17 protein-coding genes and 1 pseudogene are annotated in these 17,637 nt (G+C 68.1%); 13 read left to right on the top strand and 5 right to left on the bottom strand.

Features of this window, described 5'->3' with window-relative positions:
• Positions 1-5 precede the first annotated feature (5 nt).
• Together FB468_RS16905 and FB468_RS16900 are read left to right on the top strand one after the other, a co-directional pair.
• The gene (locus tag FB468_RS16905; RefSeq protein ID WP_141888953.1) at positions 6-689 is read left to right on the top strand and encodes a response regulator transcription factor; all 684 of its coding nucleotides are present in this window, start codon (positions 6-8) and stop codon (positions 687-689) included.
• Complete coding sequence (locus FB468_RS16900; protein WP_141888952.1) at positions 689-2,068, top strand: sensor histidine kinase; 1,380 nt, start codon at positions 689-691, stop codon at positions 2,066-2,068. Before FB468_RS16905 ends, FB468_RS16900 begins: the two co-directional genes overlap by 1 nt.
• A 28-nt stretch (positions 2,069-2,096) precedes the next feature.
• On the opposite strand, the gene FB468_RS16895 is transcribed toward FB468_RS16900, so the two are convergent.
• Positions 2,097-2,849 carry a helix-turn-helix domain-containing protein gene (locus tag FB468_RS16895; RefSeq protein WP_170219805.1) on the bottom strand — a complete coding sequence of 251 codons (753 nt, stop codon included), beginning with the start codon at positions 2,847-2,849 and terminating at the stop codon, positions 2,097-2,099.
• A gap of 100 nt (positions 2,850-2,949) precedes the next feature.
• Here FB468_RS16895 and FB468_RS16890 point away from each other — a divergent pair, with 100 nt between their 5' ends.
• From FB468_RS16890 to FB468_RS16860, 7 genes are read left to right on the top strand one after another with little or no spacing between them, the layout of a single operon-like run.
• Positions 2,950-3,999, top strand: coding sequence for a FecCD family ABC transporter permease (locus tag FB468_RS16890; RefSeq protein WP_246056030.1), 1,050 nt, complete (start codon positions 2,950-2,952; stop codon positions 3,997-3,999).
• A complete protein-coding gene (locus tag FB468_RS16885) occupies positions 3,996-5,057 on the top strand; it encodes a FecCD family ABC transporter permease (protein ID WP_141888950.1) in 1,062 nt (353 codons plus the stop codon). The genes FB468_RS16890 and FB468_RS16885 overlap by 4 nt, the downstream gene beginning before the upstream one ends.
• Entirely contained in the window at positions 5,054-5,881 is an 828-nt protein-coding gene (locus FB468_RS16880) for an ABC transporter ATP-binding protein (RefSeq protein WP_141888949.1), read from the top strand. Before FB468_RS16885 ends, FB468_RS16880 begins: the two co-directional genes overlap by 4 nt.
• Before the next feature lie 17 nt (positions 5,882-5,898).
• Positions 5,899-6,897, top strand: coding sequence for an ABC transporter substrate-binding protein (locus FB468_RS16875; RefSeq protein ID WP_141888948.1), 999 nt, complete (start codon positions 5,899-5,901; stop codon positions 6,895-6,897).
• Between the two features lie 16 nt (positions 6,898-6,913).
• On the top strand, positions 6,914-8,710 hold the full coding sequence (locus tag FB468_RS16870) for a siderophore-interacting protein (protein WP_141888947.1): 1,797 nt from the start codon (positions 6,914-6,916) through the stop codon (positions 8,708-8,710).
• Complete coding sequence (locus FB468_RS16865) at positions 8,707-10,359, top strand: ABC transporter transmembrane domain-containing protein (RefSeq protein WP_141888946.1); 1,653 nt, start codon at positions 8,707-8,709, stop codon at positions 10,357-10,359. Before FB468_RS16870 ends, FB468_RS16865 begins: the two co-directional genes overlap by 4 nt.
• Before the next feature lie 44 nt (positions 10,360-10,403).
• Positions 10,404-12,119, top strand: a complete 1,716-nt coding sequence (locus FB468_RS16860) for an ABC transporter ATP-binding protein (protein WP_170219804.1) — start codon at positions 10,404-10,406, stop codon at positions 12,117-12,119.
• A gap of 5 nt (positions 12,120-12,124) precedes the next feature.
• On the opposite strand, the gene FB468_RS16855 is transcribed toward FB468_RS16860, so the two are convergent.
• Positions 12,125-13,294 (bottom strand): acetyl-CoA C-acyltransferase, encoded by a 1,170-nt coding sequence (locus tag FB468_RS16855; RefSeq protein WP_141888944.1) that lies wholly within the window; start codon positions 13,292-13,294, stop codon positions 12,125-12,127.
• Between the two features lie 34 nt (positions 13,295-13,328).
• On the bottom strand, positions 13,329-14,186 hold the full coding sequence (locus FB468_RS16850) for a thioesterase family protein (RefSeq protein WP_141888943.1): 858 nt from the start codon (positions 14,184-14,186) through the stop codon (positions 13,329-13,331).
• A 57-nt stretch (positions 14,187-14,243) separates the two neighbouring features.
• Between FB468_RS16850 and FB468_RS16845 the strand changes: the two genes are divergently transcribed.
• From FB468_RS16845 to FB468_RS16830, 4 genes are all read left to right on the top strand, one after another.
• The gene (locus tag FB468_RS16845; protein ID WP_141888942.1) at positions 14,244-14,741 is read left to right on the top strand and encodes a winged helix-turn-helix transcriptional regulator; all 498 of its coding nucleotides are present in this window, start codon (positions 14,244-14,246) and stop codon (positions 14,739-14,741) included.
• 84 nt (positions 14,742-14,825) lie between these two features.
• Positions 14,826-15,266 (top strand): hypothetical protein, encoded by a 441-nt coding sequence (locus FB468_RS16840; RefSeq protein WP_141888941.1) that lies wholly within the window; start codon positions 14,826-14,828, stop codon positions 15,264-15,266.
• Positions 15,267-15,412: 146 nt separating this feature from the next.
• Entirely contained in the window at positions 15,413-16,372 is a 960-nt protein-coding gene (locus tag FB468_RS16835) for a cytochrome c oxidase assembly protein (RefSeq protein ID WP_141888940.1), read from the top strand.
• Positions 16,369-17,100, top strand: a complete 732-nt coding sequence (locus tag FB468_RS16830; protein ID WP_246056029.1) for a DsbA family protein — start codon at positions 16,369-16,371, stop codon at positions 17,098-17,100. The genes FB468_RS16835 and FB468_RS16830 overlap by 4 nt, the downstream gene beginning before the upstream one ends.
• A gap of 2 nt (positions 17,101-17,102) precedes the next feature.
• On the opposite strand, the gene FB468_RS17720 is transcribed toward FB468_RS16830, so the two are convergent.
• Positions 17,103-17,276, bottom strand: a complete 174-nt coding sequence (locus tag FB468_RS17720) for a WYL domain-containing protein (RefSeq protein ID WP_246056027.1) — start codon at positions 17,274-17,276, stop codon at positions 17,103-17,105.
• 127 nt (positions 17,277-17,403) lie between these two features.
• Positions 17,404-17,594 (bottom strand): annotated as a pseudogene (locus FB468_RS17200) (WYL domain-containing protein); the annotation flags it as partial.
• Positions 17,595-17,637 lie beyond the last annotated feature (43 nt).

Below are 17,637 nucleotides of genomic sequence, written 5' to 3'. Positions count from 1 at the left end.
GAGGCATGCTGAAGATCCTCGTGGTCGAAGATAACCCCGAGCTCGCGCAGGCGTACCGGCTCGCGCTGAGCCAGCGGGGTCATGACGTGCAGATCGAGGGGACGGGCGCCGGTGGCGCGCGGGCGGCAATCGCCGACGAACCCGACGTCGTGCTGCTCGACCTCATGCTGCCGGACATCGACGGGTTCAGCGTCTGCAGGCACATCCGGCAGGATTCCGATGTGCCGATCATCATGCTTACCGCGCGCGATGACGACGGCGACGTGATCGGCGGCCTCGACTCGGGCGCCGACGACTACGTCGTAAAACCGGTCTCGCCCGGCGTGCTTGAGGCGCGCATTCGCGCCGTGGTGCGGAGCAGGCAGCCGGCGGCGCAGGAGTCGGCGCCCGCGACCGTGCTTGAGTACGAGGGCCTGCGCGTCGACCTCGGGTCGCTCGAGGTCACCCGCGACGGGGTCGAGCTTGAGCTGTCGCCGAACGAGCTGCGGCTGCTCATGGTGCTCCTCGAACACCAGGGCCAGGTGCTCAGCCGCGAACAGCTGCTCGACCGCGCGTGGGGCACCGCCGCGGCGGGAGATCTGCGGCTCGTGAACGCGGCGGTCCAGCGGCTGCGGCAGAAGATCGAGGCTGACCCGGCGGAGCCGCAGCTGCTGCGCACCGTGCGCGGCTTCGGGTATCGGCTCGGCTGATGAGGCATCGCTGGCGGCCGAACCTCCGCACCCGCATCACACTCACGCTCGTCGCGGTTGCGGTGGGGGTCGCCGCGACGACGGCGGGCGCGCTCGTGTGGAACGCGCGGCTCATCATCTTGGAGTCGCGGCAGGCGGCGATCTATGACGTGCTGCGGGTTGAGTCGAAGGTCGCAGCCGAGGGGCTACCCGAGAACCCCACGGAGACCGATCTCGCTATCGCGGCCGAGGAGTTCTCGGTTCCCGCGATCCTCATCAACCTGCGCACCTCGGAGAGCGGCGGCACGCTCGCCCTCAACGAGATCCCTGAGTACCTGCTCGAGACCCTCGTCGACGGCGGCGGGATGTCGGCCTACGAGCGCGAGAGCAAATACGGGTTCCTCACGTTCACGGCAGGTCTTATCGTGAACCCGGGCGACGGGGGCGACCCGATCGCGGCGTTCGGGATGTTCGACATGCAGTCGCAACAGGAGGAGATTGACAGGCTTGTGAACCTCGGGCTCGCCGTCGGCGTGGTGTTCGTCGCCGCGGCCGCAATTGTGGGCCTCGTCGTCGGGCGCCAGCTCGGCAGACCCCTCGACCAGCTCGTCGAGGTCGCCGACGGCCTGGGCAGCCCCGAGCCGTCGCCCGTTGTTGACACTGGCTACCCTGACGTGAACGTCGTGCTCGACGCGATGCGAAACTCGGAGGCCCGGCTGCAATCGACGATCGTGCGGCTCGAACAGAGCGAGGCAGCCTCGCGGCAGCTCGTCGCAGACGTCGCCCACGAGCTTCGCACCCCGCTCGCGACCCTCGTCGCGGTGTCTGACATCCTTGCCGACACGGAGGCCGCGACGACCGAGAACCGGCGCGAGGCAGGCGAGATCGCGGCGCGCAGTGCCACGCACCTCACCACTCTCACGAACGACATCCTTGAGATGTCGCGCTTCGACTCAAAGCAGGCGGAGGTCGTGCGGCGCCCCGTCGACGTGAACGAGCTGTGGGCGGGGCTGCAAGAGAGCAGCAGGTGGCAGGGTGTGTCGTTCGAGCTGTTCGGCGAACCCACAATCCAGACCGACGCGGTGAGGCTGCGGCTCATCGTCTCGAACCTGGTGAACAACGCGCTGCGCCACGGCGAAGCCCCCGTCCAGGTCACCGCCTGGGTGCAGTCGGGGCGCCTGACGGTGACTGTCGCCGACGCCGGGCCCGGGGTTGCCCCCGAGCACGAGGCGCGAGTCTTCAACCGGTTCTACAAAGCCAACTCGGCGCGCTCGGACTCGAACGAGTCGAGCGGGCTCGGCCTCGCGATCGTGCGTGAGAACGCGCGCCTGCTCGGAGGCGAGGCCTGGCTGGTGCCGGGACCCAGTAGCGTCTTCGCGGTGTGGGTCCCGGCAGGGTAGCCACTTATCCCGCGGCCGCCTTGGACGATTAGGCGGCCCGGTGCGCAACCGGGGTGTGGCCGAGTGTGCGCCGGAACGCGTTCGTGAACCCGTTGTGGGTCATGCCGACCCGTGCCGCAACGAGGCTGACCTGCGCGCCCCGCTCAAGGAGCGGAATCGCCTGTTCGACTCGGAAACGGGTGCGCCACTCTGTGAAGCTGAGGCCAGTCTCTGCGAGGAAGGCACGTCGGAGCGAAGTGACGCTGCAGTGGAGGGTCAGGGCCCATTCGTCGAGTGTGCTGTCATGTGACGGGTCTGCTTCGAACGCCGCAGCTATGGGGCCGGTGAGGCGCCCTCGCGGGATAGTGAGCGGGGCCTCCTGCTGGGCCAACTCGGGGGCATCCTGGATCCGATCGATGAGCTGCCCGAGCGCAGCGAAGTCATCGACTCTGGCATAGCGGAGCAACAGCGTGCGAAGCCTCTCATCGATCGCCAGCGCGCACGCGGACGAGGGCCCCGGACGGTCAGGTGCGGGCAGTACGCTGATGGGCACGAACTCGTCGTCGAACCGTGCGCTGTGTTCGGCGTGCGCCGCGATCCAGACCGCAGTACCCTGGTCAGCCCGGAACTCGACGCCTTCGACCTCGACTGTGCATGAGCCGCTCGCGGCATAGAGCAGTTGCGGGGCGTCGTGGCTGTGCGGGTCGTGCCCCCACCACTGGAGGTCGGCGACCTCAGCGTCTGCGGTGGTGAGCGGGCTGGCGCCGCCGGTGGCGTGTGGGGTGAGGATTGGGCGCTGCATGTGAGACCTTGAACGTTGAGATTGATACATCAGACTTAGGTTTGCCTAAGCTTACATTGAAGGTCACTTGAGCCGCGCACAGACGAGAAAGGGGCGCCACTTGTCGACGTCCCCAACCGCCCCGGTCAGTCGTGTGGGTACTCACCGGACACACCCTCTGCTGCGCGGGGGAGGGTTCGTCGCGCTGGCGTGCTTACTCGCGTGCGTCGCAGTTGCAGGGCTCGCTATCGGTGCCCGCGACATCGACCCGATCACAGTGACGCACGCGCTGCTCGGGAAGCTGCCCGCCGATGACTACAACGGCCTCGTCGTGCTGACGGAGCGTTTGCCACGCGTCGCCCTTGGGCTTCTCGTGGGCGCTTGCCTGGGCGCCGCTGGCACGGTCATGCAGGCGGTTACCCGAAACCCGCTGGCCGACCCCGGCATCCTCGGTGTTGAAGCGGGCGCAGCCGCAGCGGTAGTGATCGGAATTGTCATCGTCGGGGTCCACGAGCCCCGCGGCTATTTCTGGTTTGCACTTGCAGGGGCAGCAGTCGCGGCCACGTCAGTCGCCCTCATCAGTCGTGCAACGACCACCGCTTCGCGGGAGATCTCACTCGTGATCGCCGGAGCCGCCGTCGCGGCGTTGCTCATGAGCTTGGTGACGCTGCTGACGGTGCGTGACGAAGCGGTGTACTCGAGTCTGCGTTCATGGTCGGTTGGGTCACTCGTGGGGCGTGGTCTTGTGCTTGGTGAGCTACTGCCGTTCGCACTTGTTGCACTGGGGTTGGCGGTCACGCTCGGTCGCTCACTTGACGCACTCGCTCTCGGTGACGAGGTTGCGGCCGGGCTCGGGGTGCGTGTGGGGCCGACGCGCCTGTGGGCGGCGGGCGTTGGGGTGCTCCTCGCCGCGACCGCGACCGCAGCCGTTGGGCCCGTGGCCTTCGTCGGGCTCGTCGGGGCGCATCTGGCGCGCATGCTCGTGGGAACGGAGCACCGTTGGGTGCTGCCCTATTCGATGCTCACCGGCGCATTGTTGCTCTGCGCAGCTGACGTCGCCGCCAGGCTCGTTCCCGGCCACGGCGAACTCGAGGTCGGCATCATGACGGCCGTCGTCGGAACGCCGTTCTTTGTCGCGCTTGCGCGCCGACGGGGGAGGGGAACCGCATGAGTCCGACCACGATGCGCCCGCGGAGCAACGCGGCCCGTGACACCGCGGTGACCATGCGCGCGAACGCGCGTGCGGCGAGACTGTGGCGAGGGCTTGTGCTCGCCGTCTGCCTGATTGTCGCCGTGGGGCTCGTCGCGGTCCAGCTCTTTCTCACGGGTGACGCCGAGATCGAGCCTGACCGGGTGATTCCGGCGGCGTTCGGGGCGGGCGACGGATTGGCTGATTATGTTGTGCGCCGAACCAACTTGCCGCGTGGCCTCGTCGCGCTCCTTGGCGGCGCCCTCTTTGGCATCTCCGGCGCTCTCGCGCAGCGGCTGTTCGGCAACCCGCTGGCCACGCCCGACGTCATCGGAATCTCCTCCGGTGCTGGTGCGGGCGCGATGCTCGTCATCGCCGGGTTCGGCGCGACCGGCCTCGGGGTGCAGGGCGGTGCGATGCTCGGCGCGCTGGTCGTGTCACTCATTGTGTACGGCCTGAGCTGGCGAGGAGGCGTGCAGAGCTACCGGCTGATCCTCATCGGGATCGGAGTCGGAGCCTGTGCGAGCGCGATCATCACGTTCGTAGTGACCAGGCTCGACGACGCCAGCACGCAGCGAGCCATGCGCTGGCTGATCGGTTCGCTGAATGGCACGAATGAGCGAGACGTTGCGCTGCTTACCTGTACGCTCTGTGTTGGAGTCGCCCTGGTGCTCTGGATCCGTCGCGGTCTTGGCGACCTCGCCCTCGGTGACGAGCTCGCCGCGGGCCTCGGAGTTCGAGTGCCCGTCGTGAGGTTCGCAGCGCTTCTGCTCGCGACAATGCTCGCCGCCGTCGTCACTTCCGTGACCGGCCCGATCGCGTTTGTCGCGCTCGTTGCTGGGCCGATCGCAACCCGTCTCCTCCGCGTCCCAGACGCGCCACTGGCCGCTGGCCTAGTTGGGGCGGTGCTGCTGTGCGCGACCGACATCGCGGCTCAGACCATGCCCCTCATCAGCCCGGTGCCCACCGGAGCAATCACCGCGCTCTTTGGGGCGCCGGTGCTCATCGCACTGCTCGTACGAAGAAAGGCAACGGTATGACCCCCGCGCTTCCCGCGCTCCGCGCAGACGGGCTGAGCGTCGAGTACTCCAAGCATGCTGTGCTCTCCGATCTTGAACTCGAGATCCCGACGGGCCAGATCACCACGCTCGTTGGCCCGAACGGCAGCGGCAAATCAACGCTGCTCAAAGCACTTGCCAGAATCCAACCGCTCTCGACAGGGTCGGTGACGCTCAACGGCTCGGACATTCATCGAATGAAGACACGTGAGGTCGCCCGCAGCCTCGGCATCTTGCCGCAGTCGCCCCTCGCCCCTGAAGGCATCACCGTCGCAGACCTCGTGCGGCGTGGGCGGCATCCGCACGGGCGATCGCTCGGTCGCGGCGCTGCGGGGGATACTGACGCTGTCGCTCAGGCGCTTGACGTGACGGGAACTGCAGAGTTTGCCGGCCGACCGGTTGATTCTCTCTCGGGCGGGCAGCGCCAGCGTGTGTGGATTGCGATGGTCCTTGCGCAGACAACGCCCATCCTGCTGCTCGATGAACCGACAACGTTTCTCGACATTGCCCACCAAATCGAGGTCCTCGAACTGCTTGCAAGCCTGAAGCACGACCACGGCAAGACCGTGCTCCTGGTGCTCCATGACCTCGAACAGGCGGCAGCATACTCCGACCGGATTGTCGCGCTGAAGGCGGGCGAGATCGCTGCTGTCGGCCCGCCGAACGACGTTGTCACCGAGTCGTTTGTCGCCGATGTCTTTGGGCTCGCCTCCCGCGTGATTCACGACCCCGACACCGGCGCACCCCTCATACTTCCTCGCGGCCGAGCCCGCCCAGGCCCGGCGACAGCGCCGAACCCACTGTGAACGAAAGAAGGCAAAGAATGACCACGACGAAGACACGCGCCGCTGCTGCGATTGCCGCAATCGCGGCACTGACGCTCCTTGCCGGCTGCAGCCCATCGGGCGAATTGGCGGGCGGCTCCACGAGCGAAGCGACCAAGGGCTTCCCCATGACTCTCGAAAACCCTTGGGGCACCACGACGATCGAAACGAAGCCGACCAAGGTCGCAGTGATCGACGCGGTTGACCTTGATATCGCCCTCGCCCTCGGCGTCGAACCGATCTTGTCGTCGCGCTACGCCGACAACGCATTTGAGCCGTGGACTGAAGAGAAGCTCGCCGCCGACAACATCGATCTTCAGACGTACGACTCAACTGATGGAACGGACTACATTGCGATCGCAGCAGCTGACCCCGACGTGATCCTCGCGACGAGCGGGTGGACGCTCGACGATGACTACGAGAAGCTCGCCGAGATTGCGCCCGTCGTGACGTGGGGGAAGGGGCAAGAGCTCACCGACCTCACCTGGGCAGACCGGACGCTGCTCGCAGGCAAGGCCCTCGGCCTCGAAGACCGGGCGGCCGAGGTTGTGGCGGACGTTGAGGGCGCATTCGCGGCGGCGTCTGAGGCTCACCCGAAGTGGCAGGGCGCAACGCTCACCTATGCCGTGATGCACCCCTCGCAGATCAGCTACGTCACCTATGAGGGAAGCGACGTGAGCTTCTTCACGGACCTGGGGTTCGTGCTACCGGAACAGGCATCGAAGTTCTCGGATGCGAATAACGCGGTGAGCATTGAAAACATCGACATGCTCGACGCTGACGTGCTGCTCGTCGGGTACCCCTTCGGCGACGAAGGCATCCTCACTCAGTCGGCGCTCGAAGCCAATGCGCTGTTTCAGCAGTTGCCTGCGGTGAAGGAGGGGCGTTACGGAATTCTCGGTGACGACGTCGCGTCGCCGCTTGCGTACCCGACGCCGCTGAGCCACCCGTGGGTGCTCGACCGGATGGTGCCGCAGCTCGAAGCCGTCGTGAAGTAACTGGAAGTCACGAGTCATGGCGAAAAGCATCAGACCACAGGTCACCTATCCAATCAGCCTGCGTGCGCTCACCGTGCGCCGCGCCTATGACATCAGCGCGGGGATGCGCCGTGTCGAGCTCACGGGCCCGGAGCTCGCGGGCGGCGAGCGCGGCGGGTTTACACTGCCGCCGTTTGCTTCTGACGGCTTTGACGACGAGCTCAAGCTGTTCTACCCCGACCCTGAGACTGGCAAGCTCAGCCTCCCCGAACAGCGCGACCGCTTTATCGACTGGCCACGCGATCCGCGGGCAGAGTCACGCACATACACCGTTCGCGACTTCGACCCTGAAGAGGGTGTTCTCACGCTCGACTTCGCCCGGCACTCGCGTGGAGTCGCGACGGATTGGGCCGAAACCGTCGCGCCCGGTTCTGAGATCCATATTGCGGGCCCGAAGATGGCCTGGCTGCATCCGGCGGGGGCAGACTGGCTCCTCATCGGCGGCGACGACACAGCGCTTCCCGCACTCGCCCGCTGGCTCGAAACGATGCCGCCGGAGACGCAGGGCGTCGCCCTGCTCGAGGTTGATGACTCCGACAGCGAATTCGAGATCGCCCACCCGTCGGGGATGGAGGTTCGCTGGCTGCATCGCAACGGCGTACCTGCAGCCCGGTCGACCGTGCTTATCGACGCGGTTCTTGGAGAGCCGTGGCGTCCCGGCGAACCGTTTTGCTGGTTTGCAGGGGAGACAGGTGTGCTTCGCCCGATTCGTACCTACCTGCGGAAAGAGCGTGGCCTGGAACGAGACCGGGTTGAGGTTACCGGCTACTGGCGGGCGCCTGCGGGCGAGGACCTCGACATCGACACAGGCGAAGAGGAGGGTGTTGACCTGCACCACCTCGCCGACCTCGTGCCTCCGTTCGCGCTCAGGGCCGCGGCGACACTCGGGGTCGGGCCTGCGTTGCGGGGTGGCCCGCGGACAACGGGCGAACTCGCGGAGCGCCTCGGCGCCGACCCGCGGGCGCTCGCGAAGCTCCTGCGGTACCTTGCGACGATTGATCTGCTTGAGCACAGCGACACGGGCTGGGAGCTGACTCGCGAGGGCGGGGTGCTCGATGACGAGAGCGAGACTCACGGTCTTGACCTTGGCGACCCGCTTGCGCGGGAACAGCTCGCGCTCACCGACCTGCTCGCCGTCGTTCGCAGCGGTCGACCCGACCGCGGTGAACGAGGGGCGGCGCGCGACCGTGATCCGGCGCTCGATGCGGCAATCATCGCGCAGGAGGCCGATGAGCTGAGCTACGTTGCCTCGTCGTTCGGTGCGGCCGAGGTGCAGTTTGCGCCTGGCGAGCACGTCACTGTTGCCGGTGACGGGGCGCTTGCGGTGCTGCTTGGCCCGCTCAAGGCCGACCCTACGCTCACTGTCACACTGCTCGAACGCCCCTCTCGTGTTGCCGCCCAGCTTGCCGTGCTTCCTGAGGAACACCGAGGCCGCGTGCAAGTTGTGCACGGAACCGGGCTCGACGCCTGGCCAGCGCGCGGTGGCACCACGCTGCTTGTTGGTGCGCTCCGTGATCTGCCGGATGAGGACGCGGCGCACTTGCTGCGGGGCGCCGCGAGCGCCGGTGATCGCCTGCTTGTATTCGAGACGCTGCTCGGCATCGACGAGATCGACGATCACGACGCGGGGGAGGATCTCGCTGCGCTCTGCCTGACGGGCGTTGGGCTGCGCACCAGGGCCGAACTCGAGGCCGTTGTTGCGGCGGCCGGCCTGGCTTTCGAGGCCCGCGCGATCGGGTGGGGCGAGCTGCTCTTCACCGTTACGCGAGTATGAGGGGCGGCGCGCTCGCGCTCAGCGGCGTGCGCAGCCCCAGGCAACTTGTGCTCCAGACCATTGCTGCGTCGCCAGGGGTCGCTGCGGGCGCCGCAGCGCTCATGGCCGTGCAGCAGGTCGCAGAGTTCACTGTCCCCGTTCTGCTTGGGGTCGCGATCGATAGAGGGATCGCCACGGGCGATCTCCGGGGCACTGTGTTCTGGGCGTGCTTGCTCGTCGCAGACTTTCTGGTTCTCGTCGTTGCGCAGCAATTTGGCTCGCGGCTCGGGCTCCGCGCCGTGGAGAGCGTGCAGCACAAGCTGCGTCGCGCTCTTGTCGAGCGGCTGCTTTCGCCGACCGGGCTGAATCAGCCGCGCAGCGTTGGCGAGCTACTCGCGATCACGGGGTCTGATGTGACCAGACTGTCGCACGCAGTACTCATCGTCGTGTACCCGGTGGCGGAGGTCACTGCTCTCGCGTACGCAGCCATCGCGCTCGGCCTCATCTGGTGGCCGCTCGGGTGCGCCGTGCTCCTCGGAGGGCTCGCGCTCGTGCTCGCCATGGAGTTCATTGGGCGGCCCTTCCTCAGGCGGACAGCGGTCGAGCAAGAAGCGATAGCGGGCGTCAGCGCTGTCGCCGCTGACACGCTCGCGGGCGTCGACACGCTGCGAGGCTTTGGCGCCCGTGCCTGGGCTGTCGGGATTCACAGCACAGCAAATGAGCGCGCGCTCGTTGCGACGAAGCGGGCACGGGCGGCCGAGCAGCGTTTCGTTGGCGTCTCGCGGGCGCTATCCGCAGTGTTCGTCGTCGGTGTGGCTGTCACCGCAGCGTTTCTCGCGCTGGCCGGCACGATCTCCGTGGGGCAGCTCGTCATCGTCGTTGGGCTTGTGCAGCTGGTTATTGGCCCACTTGAAGCAATCGCCATCAACCTCGCGGCAGTGTGGCTCGCCGCGCTTGCATCGGCGACGCGCGTTCTCGCGCTGTCTGCCGAGCAGCCAGCGCGGCCAGAGCCGCGGGCCACCGGGGCGGAGCTTTGCACGTCTGAGTTCGAGCCAGAAGGCGAGCCGCCTGCGCTCGCGCTGCGCTGGTCGACCGATGAGAGGAGCGATTCGTCGCGAGCGATGCTGTCGTTCGAAGTGCAGGCTGGCGAAGTCGTCGGTGTCGTCACGGACAGCGCTCGCGCACACGAACTTGTCGCGGGGCTGCGGCGCTGTGGGGTTGAGGATGCTGGGAAGGTCATGCTCGGCGGGTCCGACGCCTCACGTCTCGACTCCGACGCGCTCAGCGCGCACCTGCTCGTCGCACCGAAGCACACCGCGGGGGCGGCATTGCCGGCGCCTGGGCAGAGCGAGCGACGGGCCGCGCATTCGGTGCGAACCCCGCACTCGGGTGGTGAACTGCAACGGGCTGCGCTGGCGCACGCCTACTCGTCGTCGGCGCCCGTGCTTGTGCTGCATGAACCGACCTCGGCGCTTGACCCGGTGACCGAGCAGAGCATTGCGGCCAAACTGCGAGCTGCCGTTGCCGGGCGAGCCGTGCTGGTTGTGACGACCGCCCCCGCGTTACTCGCGGTGACCGACAGAGTGCACCACCTGTGGGGTGGCGCAGCGCGATCTGGTCGACACCATGAGTTGCTCGAGAACTCCGACTACAGGCAGGCCCTGAGATGACGCCAGCGTTGCCCCCATCGACCTCGGGGCGTGCGCGCCGGTGGTTGCTTACTCTCCTGCGCCCCGGTAGCCGTCGCCTGGTCCTTGCCCTCCTCCTGTTTTCGCTCGCGGAAATCTCGGCCCTTGCCCTGCCGTTTGCGCTTGGTGGCATTGTCGATGCCGCAGGGGAGGGGGACGGCTCGGCAGTGTTGACATTTGGTGCGATCGCGATGGGTGGCTTAATCATTGCAGCCGCGCTCGCAACCACGGCTGCCATTCTGCTCACATTTCTGCTCGAATCCGTGCTCACACGCGTTCGGCAGTGCGCGCTTGTGGCCGCACTCGACCTCTCCGCGGAAACGGCCGATGGCATTTCTGCGGGCGAGCTCGCGTCTCGCGGTAGCGACGACATCGAAGCGCTCCGGGAGGCCGTGGCCGGGCCGATCCCTCAACTCGCGAGCTCGGCTGCCGCGGTCGCGGCGTCACTCGCTGGTCTTGTCGCCATCCATCCGGCATTTGTGCTCGTAGTCGGCCTGACCGCCCCCGTGTACTGGTTCGCCGTCAGAAGGTATCTGCGGCGCGCGCCGCGGCTTTACGATGTCGAGCGCGCGGTTGTCGCGCGACGGTCTTCGGGGTTGTTTGAAGCTTTACACGCGCGTGAGGCGATTCGCGCCTACGGATCGGAGCAGCAAGCCGCGGCGATGTTTACTCGCCGGTCGTGGGCAGTGGTGCGTGCCGCACTGTCTATCCGCGTCGTGCAGAGCAGGTTTTTTCTGCGGCTTGGCCTTGCCGAGATGCTGGGGACCGTCGGGCTGCTGTTCCTCGGGTTCGCGCTGACCCGCTCCGGGGTCGTGACTCTCGGCGAGGCCACAACGGCGATGCTCGTGATGCTTGCCCTGTTTGCCCCTATGAGCGGTTTGTTGCTCATCGCCGACGACCTCCTTGCGGCGGGCGCCGCCCTGCGCCGGATTGTTGGCCTCGTCGACGCGGGGGCGCGGTCTGCGCCCGCGACCGGTTCCCTCCCTCGCCGAGCAGACGGGCACGCCTTCAGGCCATCGCCCGCGACAACAGCCGAATGCGCTGTAGAGCTCGCCTCCGTGTCGGTTCAACTGGGTGACGTGACAGCGCTGCGAGACGTTTCAGTCGCGATCAAGCCCGGGCAGGTTGTTGCCGTCGTCGGAGCTTCAGGGGCGGGGAAGACGACCCTCGCACGCGTGCTCGCCGGGCAGCTGGCCCCCGCGTCAGGCAGCGTGCGAGTCCACGGGTTCGACCCATTGACCCTCCGCGGAGACGCGGCGGCCGGGGCTGTTGCGATCGTGGATCAGCAGCCGTACGTCTTTGCTCAGACTGTGGGGGCCAACCTCCGGCTTGCGCGTGCGTCGGCACCTGACGAGGAGCTTCGGGCCGTTGCTGAGCGAGTCGGCTGCGGCGACACCAACGTCGTGCCTGATGAGGGCATCGCTGATGGTCTCGCTCAGCGCCTGGCGCTTGGGCGGGCATTGCTCGCGGGGGCGCCCGTCTTGGTATTTGATGAGGCGACCGCCGCCGTTGACGCTGTGCGGGCCGGAGAGCTGGATGACCTCGTGCGTGCCGCCTGCGTAGGGCGGACAGTGCTCATCGTCGCTCACCGGCTTTCGCAGGCGGAGCGGTGCGACCGGGTGCTCGTACTCGACGGCGGCCGCATTGTCGAAGACGGAGCCCCCGCCGCGCTTCGCGAGTCAGGGGGAGCGTATGCTCGCCTGTGGCGGGCGTGGGCGGCGGGGGCCGACGGGCGACGGTGAGCGCGCTACAGACGTTCGAGGATCGTGGCGTTCGCCATACCGCCGCCCTCGCACATGGTCTGCAGCCCGTAGCGCCCGCCCGTGTCCTTGAGCGTGTGCACGAGCGTGGTCATGAGGCGTGCGCCGCTTGCGCCGAGCGGGTGGCCGAGCGCGATCGCGCCGCCGCGCACATTCACGCGTGACAGGTCGGCGCCGGTCTCCTTCGCCCACGCGAGCACGACGGGCGCGAAGGCCTCGCTCACCTCGAAGTTGTCGATGTCGGAGATCGAGAGGCCCGCGCGCGCGAGCACCTTCTCGGTCGCCGGCATCACCGCGGTGAGCATGTACAGCGGGTCGGCGCCGGCCACGGCGAAGCTGTGCACGCGGGCGAGCGGCGTGAGCCCGAGCTTCGCCGCCATGTCGCTCGTCATCACCATGATCGCGGCGCTGCCGTCGCTGATCTGGCTCGCCGACGCCGCGGTGACGTTCCAGCCGATCTGTGGGAAGCGCTCGGCCATCCGCTCGTTGTAAAACGCCGGCTGCAGCGTTGCGAGCTTCTCGAGGGTGCTGCCGGTTCGGATGCCCTCGTCGTGGGTGAGGCCCGCGAGCGGCGCGAGCTCGGCGTCGAAGGCGCCCGCGCGCGTGGCCGCGTCGGCCTTGTCGTGCGAGCTGATCGCGAAGCCATCCATCTGCTCGCGGGTGATGCCCCAGCGCGCGGCGATGAGCTCGGCTGAGTAGCCCTGGTCGATGAGGCCTTCGGGGTATCGCTCGGCGAGGGCGACGCCATCAATATCGGCCGCACCCGCGACGGAGGCGCCCATCGGCACCCGGCTCATTGATTCGACGCCCGCGGCGATCGCGATGTCGTACGCACCCGAGATGACTCCCTGGGCTGCGAAGTGCACGGCCTGTTGGCTGCTGCCGCACTGCCTGTCGATCGAGGTGGCGGGAACCGAGTCGGGGAAGCCCGCGGCGAGCGTCGCCCGGCGGGTGATGTTGCCGCCCTGCTCGCCGACCTGGCTGACCACGCCGCCGATCACATCGTCGATGAGGGCGGGGTCGACGCCCGTACGTTCGATGAGCTCCCTGAGCGAGTGCGCGAGGAGGTCAACGGGGTGGACGTCGGCGAGCGCGCCGCCCGGGCGCCCCTTACCCACCGGGGTGCGTACTGCTTCAACAATGACTGCGTCTCTCATGTGCTGTCCTCTCATGTGCCTATCTGGGTTGAGCCTACGATGCTTGTGCCGGGCGCACTAGCCTGAGCTGGCGGGCCTCCGCGAGGTGGGTGAGGTCTTCGCCCCACACGTTGATGGTTTCCGTGATCCAGCCGCCGGCTGTCGCGATCGGGGTTCGGGCCTCGATCAGCACCCACGGCGAGACCGCCCGCCCTCCCGCGAAGTGGACGGAGAGCTCGACCGTCGGGATCGGCTGCGGCGCAGGCAGAATCGCCGCGTACGACGGCGCGAGCGCGTCGACCAGGAAGAGCAGGCGAAGGTCGTCGGGTGGCAGGTCGTCCGCGGTCAGGCGCACCCACGCGGTGAGGCCCGGGTCGGTGCCGCCCGCGAACGGCCGGTTCGTTCCGGTGACGCGCAGTTCGTAGAACTCGGCGACGGGCACAAACGACGGCGGCGGGTTGAAGAGGCCGCCTTCGTGCCAGGGTGGCACGGCAGGGGCGGCGGGCCGCAGCACCGGGGAAGCGGTGGGGGCGTCGCTGCCGAAGAGGGCTGTGGCGCTCGCGAGGGGAGCGGTGGGGGATGAGGATCCCGGGCCCTCCGGGCCCTCAGTCGCCACCGGGCGCAGCTTTGCGCTCAGGGAGGCGGTGCTGCGGGTCTCGGCGTCGGCGGTGACGTCGATCGCGAAGGGCTCACGAACCGCGCGGTGGAGCCTGCCCGAGACGCTGCGGAGGGAGCCTTCGGCGCCCGTCTCCCGCATCGCGGCGACCATCGCCCCGACGGCAAGACCGCCGTGCAGGCCCCCGAAACCCCACAGCTCGCGCGGGGCCTCGCGCGTCTCGAACGGTGGGGCGGTGAGGAAGTCGTCGATGGCTGCGCGCGGGGGAGCGGCGGTGAGCTGGCTATGTGTGTCCATAGCTAGAGGGTACGATGCTGACTATTGTTTCCACAAGCCAGGCGGTAGAATTGGTGCATGTCCGTGAAGCTCTCAGGCCCGCTCGCCGATCGATCCTCGTGGAGCACAGAGGAGTGCTCGATCGGAAAGGCGATGGAGGCGGTTGGCTCCCGCACCGCCATGGTGCTCTTGCGCGAGGCGTTCTACGGCACCACCAGGTTCGACGACTTCGCGGCGCGAGCCGGCGTGACCGACGCGGTTGCCGCGGCACGCCTCAAGCAGCTCGTCGAGGTCGGAGTGCTTGAGAAGCGCCCGTACCGTGAACCGGGGCAGCGCACGCGGAACGAGTACCTGCTCACTCAGATGGGGCGCGACCTCTTCCCCGCGGTGTTCGCCCTCATGCAGTGGGGCAACAAGCATCTGCAGGCAGCCGGCGGGCCGCTCGCGCTCGTCGACGGCGAGACCGGTGAGCCGGTCACGGTCGCGGCGCGAACGCCCGCTGGGGAGGAGATCGCGCCAGAAGACATTGCCGTCAGGGTCAACCTCGACTGGTTGCGGCAGGCTGGGCCGCGCTAGCGGCCCCGTGCGTTGGGGGCGTCTCAGCCCGCACTCATTGAGGCGCTGCTAGCGTGAACGTGACTGTGAGGCGGTGAGTGAGCGATGCGAACTGGTGAGGCGAGCGTTGCGCCGGTGTCGGCGCGCGGCCTGCTGTTCCTCTTCGCATTCGTCGCGTTTCTCGCGCTGTCCATTCTCGGCCCGCACGTCCACGGAGCCGACGCGGCTCCGCCCGTCGCCGTGAATTCCGCCGCCCAGCAGCATGCCGAGCCGAGCGTCGCTGCATCGGCCGCTGTCGCCGCGACGGTGACGGAGACCGTCATCGCGTTTCGCGGCGAGCCGGGGAGTAGCGGTGACCAGGCGCTCGGGTTCGGCGCGGTGTGCGTGCTCGTGCTCGTCGCGTCGATCGCGCTTCTCGCGGTCCGCGGCACGCTGGGCTGGGCGCCGCTGCGGCGCAGCCTGCCGCGCTGGCTCACCCCGAGGCCCGATGCGCCGCGCGGGGGCGCCTTCCCGCTCACTCTGCTGCTCTCCGTCAGCCGAACCTGAGTCACCCGCTCGACGAGCGGGGGCGTGACGCGCGCCCCCGCGATCCCGAGCCATCACGGCGGTAGACCCGGCACCCGGCTTCCGCCAACGCGTCGCCCCTCTCCGACCGCGGCTCTCCGCACTCACTGAGAAAGGCGTCTCGCCACGTGAACCTCACCCAATACGCTGCCGCGCGCACGCTCGAGCTCACAGACTTGTTTACCGTCGACGCGTCGCGCATTCCGCCGCTCGGCTGGCTCGCGCTCGGCTGCCTCGTCGCCTATCTCGCCGGTGCCGCCTCCCTCTGGGTGAGGGGCCGGCGGTGGAGCGTACTCGGCACGATTTCGTTCGTGCTCGGCAGCCTCGCCTGGTTTGCCGCGACGGGGCTCGCCGTCAACGCCTACGCAGGCGACCTCATCACCGCGCTCATCTTTCAGGTGATCACGATGCTCGTCGCGGCGCCCCCGCTCTTGCTCATGGGGTCGCCCGGAAAACTGCTGCTGCGCGCGACCCCGCACCGCGGGCTCGGGATCCCGATACTGCGAGCCGCGATCGCGGCGCAGCGCTCCCGCGCGGCCCGGATCCTGCTTCATCCGATCGTCGCGATCCTCGTCGCGGTCATCGCTCTCCCCGGCCTGTTCTTCACCGACGCGATCAGCTGGATCATGGCGGTTCCCGGCGGGCACCAGACGCTGCTCGCGCTGCTGCTCGTGTTCGGCGTGATCGGCGGTGCGCCGCTCTGGGCGCTCGACCCGCTGCCCCGGAAACCGTCGTTCGGGGTGCGGCTCGCGGGCGCGTTTCTCGAATTGCAGGTGCACGCGCTCTTCGGCCTCGTACTGCTGAGAAGCGCGAGCGGGCTGCTGAGCTGGTACTCGGAGGAGCCCGAGGGGTGGGCGGTGAGCCGCGCGCTCGACCAGTCGCTCAGCGGCAGCCTCGTCTGGACGTACGGCCAGCTGCCGCTCATCATCGTGCTCATCGTGACCCTGTCGAAATGGCGGCGCAGCGACATGCGCGGGGCGCGCCACCGGCAGCGCGCGGAGGACGAAGCCCTCGATGAATACAACGCATACCTCGCCCGGGCGGCCGAACACACGGTCGCCGGCGCCAACCGAAAGGATCACGCATGACGAACACGACCGAGCCTGCGCAGCGCAAACGCATGAGCACCTCCGCGAAGGCGGCACTCATCACCATCCCGACAGTGGTCGTTGGCGTGATCATTCTCATCATCGTGCTCTCGCTGGGGAAGCCGGCGGCGGCCCCCGGCGGTGGCGGTGATGCCGCGCGGCCAGGAGACTCGGGTAGCCCGGCTGCCACGCTTCCCGTCGTCGCAGAGAACTCCCACGTGCTCTCCGACGCTGGGCCCGACGCGCCGACCCTCGTCGAGTTCCTCGACTTCGAGTGCGAAGCGTGCGGTGAGATTTACCCGGTCATGGAAGAGCTGCGTGAGGAATACTCGGGCGAGATGAACTTTGTCATTCGCTACTTCCCGCTCCCCGGGCACCAGAACTCGATGACCGCTGCGCTCGCCGTCGAGGCCGCCGCGCAGCAGGGCAAGTTCGAAGAGATGTACAAGCTGATGTTCGAGACGCTCGGGGAGTGGGGCGAGAAGCGCGACTCTGAGGCCCCGCGCTTCCGCGGCTACGCTGAGCAGCTCGGGCTCGACATGGCAGCCTACGACGCCGCGCTGAAGGACCCGGCGACGCAGCAGCGGATCGAGTTCGACTTCGACGCGGGCCAGAAGCTCGGGGTGAGCGGAACCCCGACCTTCTTCCTCGAAGGCGAGCCGTTCCAGCCGCAGTACCTCACCGACATTACTGACGCCTTCGATGCCGCGATTGCGGCGAAGAAGTAGCCCTAGGCCGGGGCGTATCGCTGGCTGAGCGCAGCGCCGATCTTCGCGAGATGGTCACGCACCGACTGCGGGCTCGTGACTTCGAGCCACTCGACGAGACCGGCGAGGTGCCCCGCAATGCCGTACTCGCTCGGTGCGTGGAAGGACACCGGGATGCGACCGTCGCTCAGCCTCATCCGCGAGGCCTCGCCACGTCGTTGCGAGGTCAAACGTCTCGGCGCGATGAACGGAGGCGTCGATTGCTGTCACCCCCGTGACCCGGTCGAGCCGAAACGTGCGCTCGTCCGCTTCGGTCTGGGCGACGAGGTACCAGCGGGGCCCTTCGCGACGAGGCCGAGCGGGTGCGCAACCCGTGCTGACCGCTTACCGGCGCCGTCGACGTAGCTCAGCTGCACCTGCACGCCGCGGATCACCGCATCCTGCAGCTCGTCGAAGAACTCAACCTGGATAGCGGACACTGGGTGCAGCAGGAGCGCCACCGCGAGACGACGCATGCGATCCTTGACTGGCTGGATCGACACCCGGCGGGCTAGGAGA

It is taken from the genome of Leucobacter komagatae (assembly GCF_006716085.1).
Lineage (GTDB): Bacteria > Actinomycetota > Actinomycetes > Actinomycetales > Microbacteriaceae > Leucobacter > Leucobacter komagatae.
The sequence above is the reverse complement of the archived record's forward strand: the minus strand, read 5'-3'. Positions and strand labels throughout refer to the sequence as shown.